Source organism: Niastella koreensis GR20-10 (assembly GCF_000246855.1).
Classification (GTDB): Bacteria; Bacteroidota; Bacteroidia; order Chitinophagales; family Chitinophagaceae; genus Niastella; species Niastella koreensis.
Map to the genome: position 1 here is coordinate 5,553,742 of NC_016609.1, position 14,052 is coordinate 5,567,793.

10 protein-coding genes are annotated in these 14,052 nt (G+C 45.1%); 6 read left to right on the forward strand and 4 right to left on the reverse strand.

Annotation, left to right across the window (positions count from 1 at the left end; translation table 11 throughout):
* Positions 1–140: 140 nt before the first annotated feature.
* Together NIAKO_RS21775 and glmM are read right to left on the reverse strand one after the other, a co-directional pair.
* Positions 141–1,280 (reverse strand): cysteine desulfurase family protein, encoded by a 1,140-nt coding sequence (locus NIAKO_RS21775; protein WP_014220612.1) that lies wholly within the window; start codon positions 1,278–1,280, stop codon positions 141–143.
* 180 nt (positions 1,281–1,460) lie between these two features.
* Positions 1,461–2,840, reverse strand: a complete 1,380-nt coding sequence (glmM, locus tag NIAKO_RS21780) for a phosphoglucosamine mutase (protein WP_014220613.1) — start codon at positions 2,838–2,840, stop codon at positions 1,461–1,463.
* 294 nt (positions 2,841–3,134) lie between these two features.
* On the opposite strand from glmM, the gene NIAKO_RS21785 reads away from it, so the two are divergent.
* Positions 3,135–3,878 carry a class I SAM-dependent methyltransferase gene (locus tag NIAKO_RS21785; protein WP_014220614.1) on the forward strand — a complete coding sequence of 248 codons (744 nt, stop codon included), beginning with the start codon at positions 3,135–3,137 and terminating at the stop codon, positions 3,876–3,878.
* A gap of 97 nt (positions 3,879–3,975) precedes the next feature.
* On the opposite strand, the gene NIAKO_RS21790 is transcribed toward NIAKO_RS21785, so the two are convergent.
* Entirely contained in the window at positions 3,976–5,787 is a 1,812-nt protein-coding gene (locus tag NIAKO_RS21790; protein ID WP_041347137.1) for an LTA synthase family protein, read from the reverse strand.
* A gap of 224 nt (positions 5,788–6,011) precedes the next feature.
* Between NIAKO_RS21790 and NIAKO_RS21795 the strand changes: the two genes are divergently transcribed.
* Together NIAKO_RS21795 and NIAKO_RS21800 are read left to right on the forward strand one after the other, a co-directional pair.
* Positions 6,012–6,620, forward strand: coding sequence for a phosphatase PAP2 family protein (locus NIAKO_RS21795; protein ID WP_014220616.1), 609 nt, complete (start codon positions 6,012–6,014; stop codon positions 6,618–6,620).
* 21 nt (positions 6,621–6,641) lie between these two features.
* Positions 6,642–7,952, forward strand: coding sequence for a hemolysin family protein (locus NIAKO_RS21800; protein ID WP_014220617.1), 1,311 nt, complete (start codon positions 6,642–6,644; stop codon positions 7,950–7,952).
* 173 nt (positions 7,953–8,125) lie between these two features.
* On the opposite strand, the gene NIAKO_RS21805 is transcribed toward NIAKO_RS21800, so the two are convergent.
* Positions 8,126–8,656: a DUF6702 family protein gene (locus tag NIAKO_RS21805; RefSeq protein WP_014220618.1), complete on the reverse strand. Its 531-nt coding sequence runs from the start codon at positions 8,654–8,656 to the stop codon at positions 8,126–8,128.
* Between the two features lie 59 nt (positions 8,657–8,715).
* Between NIAKO_RS21805 and NIAKO_RS21810 the strand changes: the two genes are divergently transcribed.
* The 3 genes from NIAKO_RS21810 to NIAKO_RS21820 all read left to right on the forward strand — a co-directional run bounded on the left by NIAKO_RS21810 (position 8,716) and on the right by NIAKO_RS21820 (position 13,989).
* Positions 8,716–9,363, forward strand: coding sequence for a HupE/UreJ family protein (locus NIAKO_RS21810; RefSeq protein WP_014220619.1), 648 nt, complete (start codon positions 8,716–8,718; stop codon positions 9,361–9,363).
* The gene (locus NIAKO_RS21815; RefSeq protein WP_014220620.1) at positions 9,305–11,689 is read left to right on the forward strand and encodes a M1 family metallopeptidase; all 2,385 of its coding nucleotides are present in this window, start codon (positions 9,305–9,307) and stop codon (positions 11,687–11,689) included. The genes NIAKO_RS21810 and NIAKO_RS21815 overlap by 59 nt, the downstream gene beginning before the upstream one ends.
* A gap of 425 nt (positions 11,690–12,114) precedes the next feature.
* Positions 12,115–13,989, forward strand: coding sequence for a T9SS type A sorting domain-containing protein (locus NIAKO_RS21820; protein ID WP_014220621.1), 1,875 nt, complete (start codon positions 12,115–12,117; stop codon positions 13,987–13,989).
* Positions 13,990–14,052 lie beyond the last annotated feature (63 nt).

Genomic DNA, 14,052 nt, shown 5'->3' on the forward strand with positions numbered 1-14,052 from the left:
ACAAGCCAGATTTTACCGGGAAGTTAAAAGATTTTTCTCACGGTGGGTATATAAAACGGCTTACATATAAAAAAGCGGGCCGTCCCGATAAATCGGTACGACCCGTCAATTCTTATTTTAGTCAATCAAAAAAGCCGGTATTAAATCATCTCCTTCAGCTTCGCTACTACAAAATCAATCTCCTCTTTGGTATTGTATTTACTGAAGGAGAAACGAACGGTAACCCGGTTGGGATCGTTATTGATGGCCGCAATGACATGCGAACCCTGCATGGCGCCGCTGGTGCAGGCGCTGCCGCCGCTCACGCAAATATTATTTATATCCAGGTTAAACAGGATCATTTCGGATTTCCCGGTCATGGGTAATGAAACGCTCAGCACGGTATACAGGCTGCGGCCCAACGGGTCGCCATTGAAATCAACATCAGGCAAGGCTTGTTTCACCTGTTCCATCATATATATTTTCAACCCCTTTATATAGTTACTGTCCGCCTCAAAGCCTTCAGTAGCCAGTTCCAGCGCTTTCGCAAAACCTACAATGCCATACAGGTTCTCTGTACCGGCCCGCATATTGCGCTCCTGTGCCCCGCCATGGATATATGGTTGTATTTGTACGTTTTCATTTACATACAAAATGCCCACGCCTTTGGGGCCATGGAATTTGTGGCCCGCACCGGTAATAAAGTGTACGGGAGTATTGCGCAGGTCGAAGGGAAAATGCCCTACTGTTTGCACCGTATCTGAATGGAAGATGGCATTATACTTTTTGCACAGGTTACCTACGGCATGCAGATCGAGCATGTTGCCAATTTCATTATTGGCATGCATGAGCGTAACCAGGCATTTCTCTGTACTGCCGGCCAGCAGGCGTTCCAGGTCGTCCAGGTCAACATGGCCATCTGGCAACAGTTTTACTTCACTTAAGGTAACCTCGCCTTTACGAACCAGGTGTTCAACCGTATGCAAGGTAGCATGGTGTTCCAGCGGAGAAGAAATAATATGCCGGCAGCCCAGGTCGTGAATAGCGGCGTTGATGGCCGTATTGGAACTTTCGGTTCCACCCGATGTAAAAAAGATCTCTGCCGGATGTGCATGCAGGATCTTCGCCACCGATTTACGGGCGTTCTCAATGGCCAGGCGGCTTTCCCGTCCGTAGGAATATATAGAAGATGGGTTGCCAAACTTTTCGGTAAAATAAGGCATCATAGCTTCCAGTACCACCGGATCGAGCGATGTGGTAGCTGCATTATCAAAATATATCCGCGCAGGCTGGTTGCCCATGTAGTTGTATTTAAAAAAAATGCCCCGCCGGGGCGGAGCAAAATTGAATAAAATATTTGAATAGAAATCCTGGTCTGATTGAATTACACGCACCCTATCAAAAACACCTGCTGACCATTAATTGTTCAATAATTCACTTTGTTTGGCCGAAATTATCTAACAAAAAGGCCGTTTTTTGAATTATATAAATTCCTTGATGTCGTGCATTAACCGGAGTGCTATGTTATTAGCTGTAGTTTCAAAACTACTTTCGGCATAAATGCGAATAATAGGTTCGGTGTTTGAGGTACGTAAGTGAACCCAGTCGCTGTCGAATTCTATCTTTAAACCATCCTCGGTATTAATCGGCTGGTTCTTGTATTTTATTTTGATCTTCTCGAAGATCTCTTTTACATCGATGCTGGGCTGCAGCTCAATTTTATTCTTGGAGATAAAATAATCGGGATAGCGTGCCCTGAAAGAACGGATACCATTTTTATGCGTAGCCAGTGAGCTCAGGAATAAACCAATGCCAATGAGCGCATCACGGCCGTAATGCAGGTCTGGCACAATGATACCGCCGTTGCCTTCACCGCCTATCACGGCCTCCATCTCCTTCATTTTATTAACCACGTTCACTTCGCCCACCGCAGAAGGATAGTATTGTCCGCCATGTTTAATGGTGATCTCTTTCAGGGCTTTGGTGCTGCTCATATTGCTCACCGTGTTGCCCACTTTTTTGCTGAGCACATAGTCCGCAACAGCTACCAGCGTATATTCTTCGCCAAACATGCTGCCATCTTCACAAACAAAACAAAGGCGATCTACATCAGGGTCAACCGCAATACCAATGTCGGCTTTGTGGTTACGCACTGCAGCGCTTAATGCCGTTAAGTTCTCTGGCAATGGCTCAGGATTGTGAGCAAATTTGCCGGTGATCTCTTCATTCAGCACAATTACATTTTCAACACCCAATGCATTTAATAATGGTGGTATGGCCAGTGCACCGGTTGAGTTCACCACATCTACCACCACTTTATAATTTTTAAGGCGAATGCCCTCCACATCAACCAGTGGGTAATTTACAATGGTATCGATGTGTTTTTGAATGTAGGTATTGTTCTCGGTATAAGAACCCAGTTTGTCGACTGACACGAAATTGAAATCTTCTTTTTCAGCTTTTTCCAGCACCAGGGCGCCATCAGCTGCACTGATGAATTCGCCGCGTTCATTCAACAACTTTAATGCATTCCATTCTTTGGGATTATGACTGGCGGTAATAATAATACCACCCGCAGCTTTTTCCCACACTACTGCCAGTTCAACGGTAGGTGTGGTAGATAAGCCAATATCAACTACATCAATGCCAAGCCCTGTTAGTGTATTCACTACTAGTTGCTGCACCATAGCGCCGCTGATACGACCATCGCGGCCAATTACAATCTTATTGCCTGAACCTTTTTCAAGCAACCAACTACCAAAGGCAGCGGAAAATTTTACCACATCAAGGGGAGTGAGATTTTCTCCGGTTTTACCTCCGATCGTTCCACGAATGCCAGATATACTTTTAATCAATGCCACAATAAACAGGGTTTATCAGTAATTATTACAAAAATAAGTGTTTGGCCGTTAGCAGGGACTACCAGATTAGGGTATTTTACAGGATCGGAATCAGAAAAGTGAAGATAAGCGAAAATTAAAGACATTTTGGATATGAAGAATAACATGTGGAAAACAATGAATAAAAAACACCTTTTCAATTAATTATGGGTTAAATTATTCATGTAAGAAATGTACGGTGTATACATAATCCATTGTACTTGCCTGGTAAATTATTGAATTACTCCCCTACTTTTGCTTAAATTTTCTGCCTTCATGTTCAACAGCAGCACCTGGTTTAAGGAGTGGTTCAATTCCCCTTACTACCACAAATTATATTTTGAACACGATGAAAAAGAAGCCTCCGCATTTATTACCAGGCTGCTGAATAAACTGCGTGTTCCCGAACATGCCCGGCTACTCGATGTTGCCTGCGGACGTGGCCGCCATTCCAAATTACTGGCTGCACATGGTTTCGATGTTACCGGTATTGATCTGGCCCCCGCCAGTATTGCTATTGCCAAAGCACAGGAAAACAGCCACCTGCATTTTTATGAGCACGATATGCGGCTGCCCTTCTGGATAAATTATTTCGACTACGCGTTTAATTTCTTCACCAGCTTTGGTTACTTCAGAACCGAACGCGAGCACTACAATGCCATCAGAACAATTGCCAATGCATTAAAACCCAACGGCACCGTAGTGATCGATTACCTGAATGTTCACTATGCCGAAGACCACCTGGTGCACAAGTCACAGAAAGTGATTGACGACATTACCTATTACCTTACCAAGTGGTATGATGAAACGCATTTTTACAAGAAGATAGAAATTGAAGATGAGGCCCTGGATGCACCGTTGGAATTTACCGAACGGGTTTCCAAATTCTCCCTGGGCGATTTCAACGACATGTTCGCCTATTACCATCTTCAGTTAAAAGAGGTTTACGGTGATTATAACCTGAATGCGTACGATGTTAAGCATTCTCCAAGAATGATAATGATCGCTAAGAAGAATTAGCTAATGTGATAATGAAAACAGCTCACGTGAGTGCTTCGCGTGAGCTGTTTTATTTACGGGAATTGTCTTCCCGTTATCGAATTAGCTAATTATCACATTACTTTCCCGCTTTCTTATTATTCAACAACATATACTTCGCTGTTTCGTATAAGGCATCTGTGAGCACCCCCATGTCGTGCATAATGGCGGCGTGTGCAGCATCGTTAGGAACGGGGTCGTTATTGATGATGGAAACCAGTTCTTCTTTTTTAGTCATCAATTGTTTGCGGTATAAATACCCATCTTTTACCACACCGGTCATATTGTTATCCGGGTCAAATACAAAGGCAAAGCCGGTAGTGGCAGAATCGAGCAGGTCTTTACCCAATGTGCTGTTCCGGTAAGGAATGTTACTTAAACCGGCAATAGTAGGCAACACATCAACCTGTGAGCCGATGTTGTGAATGCGTTGCGGCGCCAGTAAACCCGGTGCATAAAACAACAGAGGCACATGCATGGTATTTAACCGTTGCGCAGTCCAGGCGTGCGGAAATAACGCATCCGCATTGCCAACAATACCATGGTCACCCACAAAAACAAATACGGTGTTATTGAAATACTTTTCCTTACGCGCCGCTTCTATGAGTTTGCGGTAACCAAAATCAGTATAGCGGAAGGCATTCATTTCATCGTTTGATTCAAATCCGTATTTGGTTAATGAATCGTAGGGATACTGTTTCTTTTGAAATTCGGCCTGGTCTTCTTCCGGGATCGTATAGGGGCGGTGGTTATCGGCCGTTTGAATAATGGCAAAGAAAGGTTTCTCCTCTTTGGCCAGTACTTTATTGGCTTCCAAAAACAGGTTCTTATCACTAATGCCCCACACATCTATCTTTTTGGCGGAATAATCATCCTGTTCGTACAAATGCAGGCTGTCGATATTATTGGTGAGCACCCCGCGGATGTTGGCCCAGCTGGTGCTGCCACCCAGAAAATAGAATTTATCGTACCCTTTAAAATTATTGATGATGGTGTGCTGGTCTACCATACCCGGGTTGCGGCTGGCTGTTTTTGGCATTTCCACATCGGGCGTGCCGGTAATAGTGGCCCATACCCCGCGCGCTGTACCATAAGTAGGCGTAAAACACCGGTCGAAGAAAACACCCTGGTGGCACAAACTGTCAAAAAATGGGGTGGTGTTCAGCGGATTGCCAAACATAGAACTTTTGTAAGCGCTGAACGATTCGCAGATCACCAGCACAATATTGGGCCGGGTAGTTAACGCACCTGGCCGCGGCGCCACCTGGCGGGCAAAACTCAGCGGATCGGTTGCGGGCGTAAAATGTAAATTGCTGCCGATCACCGGGGCCAGCTCTTTTACTTTCTTTTGATCAAAACTGCTATGTCTGAATTTCAGCGAGCTGAAAAAACTTTCAAAGGGGTTTAACGACAAACCGGCTTTATAATCGCTTCCCAGTGCAAAAGCGTCGCTCCAGCGCAATGGGAATTGGGCTAACCGGCCAAAAATGAAAAATCCGCACACTAAAAAGGTTCCGGTAAAGAAAAATATGCGGCTGCGTTTTGTACCGGTATAGGTTTGTTTACTCACCCATCGGTGCACGCGGTTGAAGATCCATATTAACAGGGCTGCCATCAGCAAAATGCCCAGCACCAGGCGCACGATGGGATACGATTGCCAAACCATGCCCATGGAAATCTTTGCATCTTCCAGGTAATTGAGGGCGCTGGCGTTGAGGCGTTGTTCCAGGTAGGCATAATGCGCGAAGTCCACAGCAAAGAAGAAAAGCGCGAACACGGAGCCAATGCCAAGGATCGTCATCCAGATCTTTTTGCCCGGTTTACTGGTAAAGGGGTGCAATACCGGAATGCTGCCCAAAACGAGCATGGGTACCAACAAGATGGAAATCATTCTTAAATCGTAGCGGAGACCAAGGAAAAATGCTCCACCCAACTGGCTCAATCCATAACTTTGTTGATGACTAAAAAAATACAACCCGAGCCTCATGAACGTGAATAATGCAAGGAATATCAATCCTGTCCAAAAGATCCACCGGGTCAGCTTAGGAATATTCGACATATGTAGTGAAATAAGAAAATAAGGCCTAAAATTATAGTTTTTTATTTTTGTATTATATGATTGTTACCTCTCCCGCCTGCCTCTTAACATTCTGGCAACTAATTCAGCCCGTAGACACCTGGCTTATTACCCATATAAACCAGAACTGGGGCAATTCGTTCTTTGATACGGTTTTACCGTTTGTCAGGGAAACATTAACATGGGTTCCCCTGTATTTGTTCTTATTGTTGTTTGTAACAACCAATTTTGGCATAAAAGGTTGGTGGTGGGTAATGGGTGTTGTGCTCTGCGCCGCCCTGAGCGACCTCATCAGCAGCCAGGTAATAAAGCAAACCATCTGGCGAACCAGGCCCTGCCGCGACGAAGTACTTGGACCTCAATTGCGTTTTTTTATAAATTATTGTCCGGGCAGCTCCAGTTTTACCTCCTCCCATGCTACCAATCATTTTGCCCAGGCGATGTTCTTTTTCGCCACTTTACGGCCGGTTATGGGCAAATGGGCCAATCTTTTTTTTGTTTGGGCATTTATTATCGCCTATACCCAGGTTTATGTAGGGGTTCATTACCCTTTTGATGTATTTTGCGGAGCGCTCCTGGGGATTGGAATAGGTCTTGTGTTAAGCAAACTATTTCATAAGCGAATAGGAATGCTTACAGTATCTTAGTTTAACCAAACCACCCGGCTAATGGAAATTTTTATATTACTGGCTTTGATCTTTTTGAATGGTTTATTTGTAATGTCGGAAATAGCCCTGGTATCGGTTCGAAAAACCCGGTTAGAGAATCTGGCCAACAAAGGCGACGATTCCGCCCGTAAAGCCCTGGACCTGGCCAATAACCCTGAATTATTCCTGTCGGCGGCGCAGATCGGCATCACCCTCATCGCTATCCTTACGGGTGTGTACTCTGGCGAACGTTTCGGGAAGTACCTGGAACCTTCCCTCCAGCGAATTGAGATTATCAGGCCCTACGCCCAGCCTATTTCCACTACCATCATTGTAATAATTGTTACTTTTCTTTCAATAGTATTTGGCGAGCTGATCCCCAAACGAATCGGTTTATTAAAGGCCGAAAAAATAGCCCGCGTTGTGGCCCTGCCGGTTTTGTATTTCTCCAAAGCCACCCACCCTTTTGTGTGGCTGCTGAATAAAACCAGCAACCTGTTTTTGAAGATCCTGAATATAAAAGCTACGGCCGACAACAACGTTACGGAAGAAGAGATCAAAGCTATCATCAGTGAAGGCACCGAGCAGGGCACCATCGAGGAAGTGGAGCAGGAGATCATTGAGCGGGTATTCCACCTCAGCGATCGCAATATCACCTCGTTAATGACGCACCGCAGTGACATGATCTGGTTCGACCTGAACGATACGGAAGATTCCATTCGCGACAAGATCATTAAAGAACCACACTCGGTTTATCCTATCTGCGATAAAGACCTCGATAATATCAAAGGCATTGTAAGCTTAAAAGACCTGTACGTTACCAACGATTTCCTGGCTTTTAAGTCGATTATGAAACCTGCACTGTTTGTGCCCGAGAACATCACGGCCTACCGCCTGCTGGAGCGGTTTAAACAACAGCGGGTACCCTCCTGCTTTATTGTTGATGAATATGGCAGCCTGCAGGGCATGATTACGTTAAATGACATCTTAACCGCCCTGGTAGGTGAAATGCCGGAAGAAAACGATGATTCCTACGAGATCGTAAAACGCAAAGACGGGTCGTACCTGGTTGATGCACAAATACCTTTCTATAATTTCCTGAGCCATTTCTACAAAGCCGAGTGGATGAGTGAAGTAGAACAGGAGTTTGATACCCTGGCCGGGTTCATCCTGCATCAGCTGGAGCGCATTCCGCACATCGGCGATACCATGGAGTGGAAAGGCTTTCAGTTCGAGATCATTGATATGGACGCACAGCGGATTGACAAGGTGTTGGTTACGGCGTCGCAGGAGATTCTTGAGGATATGAAAGATGGGACGGAGGAAGCGTGAAATATTGAATATCGAATGTTGAATGTTGAAGTGAATGCAGGGAAATGAAGAATGAAGAATGTTAAATGAAAAATCAGAAAGTGAAATCCAGGCGGAAATACTGCATATAGGGCGTTTCATGTTTCACGTTTGGCGTTTCACGATTCGGTACTGCCGATTCACGATTCACGATTTCAAAACTGAAAACTTATTTCTTTATCCGGGTAATTCAATTTGTTGCTCTGTCTTTTGCCGGCAACAGTCACATGCATCAGATTCATTTGTTTATCATATGATTCATATAGGATGGTATTCACCACGTCGATCTTTTTAGGCACCGTGGTGGCATTATCCACTTCAAAATAACTCCATAGCGCATCGTTCTCTTTTTCAAAACCAACAAAGCTCAGCGTTACTGCTTTGCCATCCAGCTTTAATTGCAAATGGGTTTTAATGTAATCGTTTATCAGTTTATCGTTCGCCTGTTTATTGGCAGGGGCGCTCAGATCAACTTTGGTGTGGTATACGTTCGCCAGCGTTTTCTCCAGGTCGTCAGTAAAGATTTTGCAGCTTATTTCCAGGTCTTTATCAGCGGCATTGTAGTTCATTTCGGTAACACTTACAAACAACGGGTGGCGCGCCAGGGAACTTGCAGGCTCGCCTGAATGGCCGCCGCTAAAGGATGCTAAAGAAAAGAACAACCATTTAAATAGTAGTATTACCATTAAACATGAAAATTTTAAGGTTACAAATCTCTTAATTATTTTAACACCTTCACGGCAATATGCAGGATTTTACATTTTATTTTCAATTGGGAATTGACCACATTCTCACCCCTGATGCATGGGACCACATCCTGTTCGTTACCGCTTTGTGCCTGCGTTATCTGTGGCAGGACTGGCGAAAAGTAGTGGTGCTGGTGACGGCCTTTACCATCGGTCATTCATTAACGCTGGCGCTGAGCGCCCTGAATTATATTCATGTAAATGCCGGCTGGATAGAGTTCCTGATACCGCTTACGATTGCCGCCACCTGTATAAATAACATGGTGCAGCGCAAAACCGAACAGCAAAAGCGGTTACCGGTGATCTATTTTTTTGCACTGTTCTTTGGCTTAATACACGGGCTGGCTTTTGCCGGGCAGTTCCTGAGCCTTGAAGGTAAGGAAGGGTTGATAGGTCATTTGCTGGCTTTTAATCTTGGCATAGAAGCCGCACAGCTGCTCATTGTGCTCATTGTGCTGCTCTTATCTTATTTAGTAGTGCAACTTCTTAAATTACCAAGAATTGTATGGTTGCGAGGTGCATCTGCCTTAATTTTGGTGATTTCACTCTTTTTAGCGTATCAAAGATTCCCATATCATAAAAACTACCATGATGAATCAGAAAAAACAGTTCTTGCTTCTGGCTCTTGCTGTAGCTGCACTGTATAATGGCGCACAGGGCCAGAACATACAGAACAATCCGGGTTCGAACCACGGAAATAAATTTGAACAGTTGGGCACCATACTGCCAACACCCAACGAATACCGCACCGCCAGTGGTGCGCCCGGTCCTAAGTACTGGCAACAAAAATGCGATTACGATATCAAGTGCGAACTCGACGAAACCAACCTGAAACTGACCGGCAGCGAGGCCCTCACTTATTTCAACAATTCGCCCAATACGCTTACGTATTTGTGGCTGCAGCTGGATGAGAACCAGCACAGCTCGACCAAAAACGCCAATTACCAAACCGGCAGCGGCCTGCCCAAACAGCTGGATGCAGCCCAGATTGAGCGTTTTGAAGAAGTTACTTCAGACAATGGTTATGGCTGTAACATCGTAAAAATAACCGATGCATTGGGTGCACCGCTCAAATACACCATCAACAAAACCATGATGCGGGTTGAGTTACCAACTGCATTAAAACCCGGACAAAAATTCGCCTTCAACATTAACTGGAATTACAAGATCGCCGACCGCTTTACCTTTGGCGGCCGCGGTGGTTATGAATATTTCCCCGAAGATGGCAATTACCTGTTCACTATAACCCAATGGTATCCCCGCCTGTGCGTATACAGCGATTTCCAGGGCTGGCAGAACCACCAGTTCACCGGCCGTGGGGAGTTTGCATTAACCTTTGGCAACTTTAAGGTGCAAATGACCGTGCCTGCCGATCATATGGTGGGCGCCACCGGCGAATGCCAGAACTATGCACAGGTATTATCGCCCGCACAAATGGCGCGTTATACCAAAGCACAAACAGCTAAAGAACCCGTTCAGATAGTAACGCTGGATGAAGCTAAAAAAGCAGAGACCACCAAAAGCAAAACAAAGAAGACCTGGATCTTCAAGGCGGATAATGTACGCGACTTTGCCTGGACCTCTTCCCGCAAATTTGTATGGGATGCCATGCCAGCCGTTGTAGAAAGCAAAAAGATCATGTGTATGAGCTTTTATGGCAAGGAAGCCTATGGTTTGTACAGCAAGTTCTCCACCAAGGCTGTAGCTCATACCATTAAATCGTATTCCAAATTCACTATCCCCTACCCTTACCCTGTAGCGCAAAGTATTGAAGCTGCCAATGGCATGGAATACCCGATGATCTGCTTCAACTACGGCCGTACCGATAAAGATGGTTTTTATAGCGAAGCCACCAAATATGGCATGCTGGGCGTTATCATTCACGAAGTGGGTCACAACTTCTTCCCCATGATCATTAACAGCGATGAGCGTCAATGGAGCTGGATGGATGAAGGCCTGAACTCATTTGTAGAATACCTCACAGAAGAATTGTACGATAATAAATTTCCTATTCGCGGAAAAGGACCAGCCTGGGCCATCGTGGATTATATGAAATTGCCTAAGGACAAGCTGGAGCCTATTATGTCTAACTCAGAGAACATTATAGGTTTTGGTCCCAATGCGTATACCAAACCCGCTACCGGTTTAAATATGTTGCGCGAAACCATCATGGGCCGCGAACTGTTCGACTATGCGTTTAAAGAGTATGCACGCCGGTGGGCATTTAAACATCCCGAGCCGGCCGACTTCTTCCGCACCATGGAAGACGCTTCCGGTGAAGACCTTGACTGGTTCTGGCGCGGCTGGTTCTTTGGAACCGACGCCTGCGATATCGCTATCGACTCGGTAAAATCCTTTAAGGTTGATCCCAACGGCGCCATACCAGGTGACGAAGTGGTTACCAAACAGGATAAACCAATGGTTACCGCCTTTGATGACATTTCCAAACAACGCAACCGGGATGACAAAAACATCCACTTCCTGACCGACCAGGATACTACGTTGCACGATTTCTACTGGCGTTATGATCGCGGACTGGAAACACTGGACACCACGGCTTACCAGGTTACCAATCCTTCTATTGCCGAGCAGGCCGATGATGCTACGAAACAAAAAGCTGGCGATAAATTTTTCTACCAGGTAGAGTTCAGCAATAAAGGTGGTTTGGTTATGCCCATCATTGTTGAATGGACCTTTAAAGATGGCAGCAAACAGGTAGACCGCATTCCTGCCCAGGTTTGGCGTCACAATGAAAAATCAGTAAACAAGCTGTTTGTAAAAAACAAAGAAGTGGCTTCCATTAAACTGGACCCCATGCGTGAAACAGCAGATATTGATGAGTCAAACAACAGCTGGGGAACCATGCCAACACCTTCCAGGTTTTCAATCTACAAAGCAAAACAACAACCGCGCGGACAGTCAATGGGGGTAACACCTATGCAAAAAGCGCAGGAGAAGAAAAAAGGATTCTAATTCAATAGATCCATATAAACAGATCGTCCCGGCATTGTCGGGGCGATTTTTTTTGCGCTATGATTAGCATATGGATTATCAATAACATTCCTGCCTGATGGTATACCCTTATGGGGATAAATTGCTGATTGCATATTGGTACTGAATACATTATTTTTGCCAGGGCTGAAATTAAAATTCAATGTTGCTTCTTAATCTGGATTTTTATTTCTAATATAGCATTCAATTCCTTTGAAATTGCCAATGTTTTAAGGCTCCAATCTTCCAATAACAAACTATTATTTGTTCCATTAATCCTTATTGGCGCTGGCAGGTTCTGACGTTCCATCCTCTTGTGTTAATACACCGGCCAATTCCTTTGAAATAACTTCATTACAATTTCCATGTTCCTTAAAATAGCTTATATCTAAAGACAATATATACTTATGAAGCAGTTTACCTCTACACTCACAATGGCCCTTTTATGCCTGTGCGCAAACGCCCAGGTAGGAAGCATAGACCCGACATTTAACTCATCTGGTACGCCCGGATATGTTACGAATTCTGTGGTAGGCACTAATGATTATGCTGCAGGAATAACTACGTATCCCGATGGAAGGATCCTGGTAGTTTCTTATGTGGATAACGAAGCTTTTACCGTAACACGTTATTTAGCTAATGGTACAGTGGATGGCACGTTTGCCACTGGCGGCACCTTCAGTCAAAGAAGAAATGCAGGCGATAATGCTCCTTCTTATGCTATAAAATTATTGAGCGATAACTCCATACTGCTGGCAGGTTCTGACTATCCCACTTCCAAGAACTTTGCTTTATTGAAATTGCAGCCTAACGGTACGCCCGATTTAACTTTTGGGTCCAGTGGCGATGGTTGGGTAGAAACCGATATTGCCGGACACGACGAAGCTTACGCGATAGCAACACAAACTGATGGCAGCATTGTGTTGGCAGGGTACAGTACCTCCACCGTTGGCACCAAAGATTTTGCTGTGGTTCGTTATTCATCTGCAGGTATTATTGATGCGGGGTTTGGCACCGGGGGTAAAGTATTTACTCATATTGCAGGTAACGATGTTGCTCAAAGTATTGCCATCCAGCCTGATGGTAAAATTGTAGTTGGCGGAACTAGCGATGCGGATGGCACCGATCCCAACTTTACAGTGATCCGGTATAATTCAGATGGGTCGCTCGACGCTGCAGGGTTTGGTACCGGCGGCGTAGCTACTTTTGATTTGGCGACCAGAGGAACAGCCGGGTCAAAAGACTTTGGCTATTCACTGGCATTACAATCTGATGGCAAGATCTTATTGGCCGGTAAATCAACCGGTGTAGCGCTGTCGGGCGGTGATATGGCGGTAATTCGTTTAACCACTGCAGGTGCACTGGACGCAACGTTCAACCCCTCCGGGGCAATACCAGGCATCAGTACCGTTAACAACGGTGGCGCCGCCAATAATGATGATGGCGCCAATGCCATTGCTTTGCAAAATGATGGCAAAATGGTGCTGGCAGGCTCAACTGATGGCACCCCATCTCCAACCTTTGGCCTATTGGTAGCACGTCTTAAAGCAGATGGTACGCTTGATGCTACTTTTGGCACTGGCGGACTAACTGTTTCTGACATTACCTCTACAGGGAATGAATTAGGAAATGTTATGACATTATACAGTACCCGCATTTATGTTGCAGGTTCCACAGGTTCACCAAAAGATAATCTTATAGTTGCTTACCAAAACGATGCAGTATCGCTGCCATTGGTATTATCACAGTTCTATGCCCAAAAGCAAACCAGCAAAGTAGTATTGCAATGGCAAACCAGCAGCGAAGAAGCTGTTAAACAATTTGTTATAGAGCGCAGCACCGATGGTAAAACCTACAAAGCCATTGGCCAGGTTGCCGCCTCAGGAACCAGCAGCCTTACCAAAAACTATTCATTTGCCGATGTGAGCCCTTATATGTCGGCCAGCAACTATTACCGGTTGAACATGCAGGATATCGATGGCTCCGTTAAATACAGCAAAATACTCATCATTAAATTTGATGGTCAGTTAACCACCAGCATGTCAGTATTCCCTAACCCAACCAGGGACTTACTGCAGGTACAACTGCCCGATGGGATGAACGGCCAGGTAGCTTTACAGGTGTTTGACCTCAACGGCCGCCTGATGAAATTCTCGAACCTGGCTTCCGATGGCAGTGCGCTTAACACCACTGTTGACGTAAGCACGCTCGTAAAAGGTATTTACATCCTGAAAGCACAAGCCGGTAATGTTACATTAACCAGCCACTTTATTAAGAAATAGACAATTGACAATAGTAATATGAATAAAAGAGCCTCCCGATGTGCAGGGAGGCTCTTTTTATAT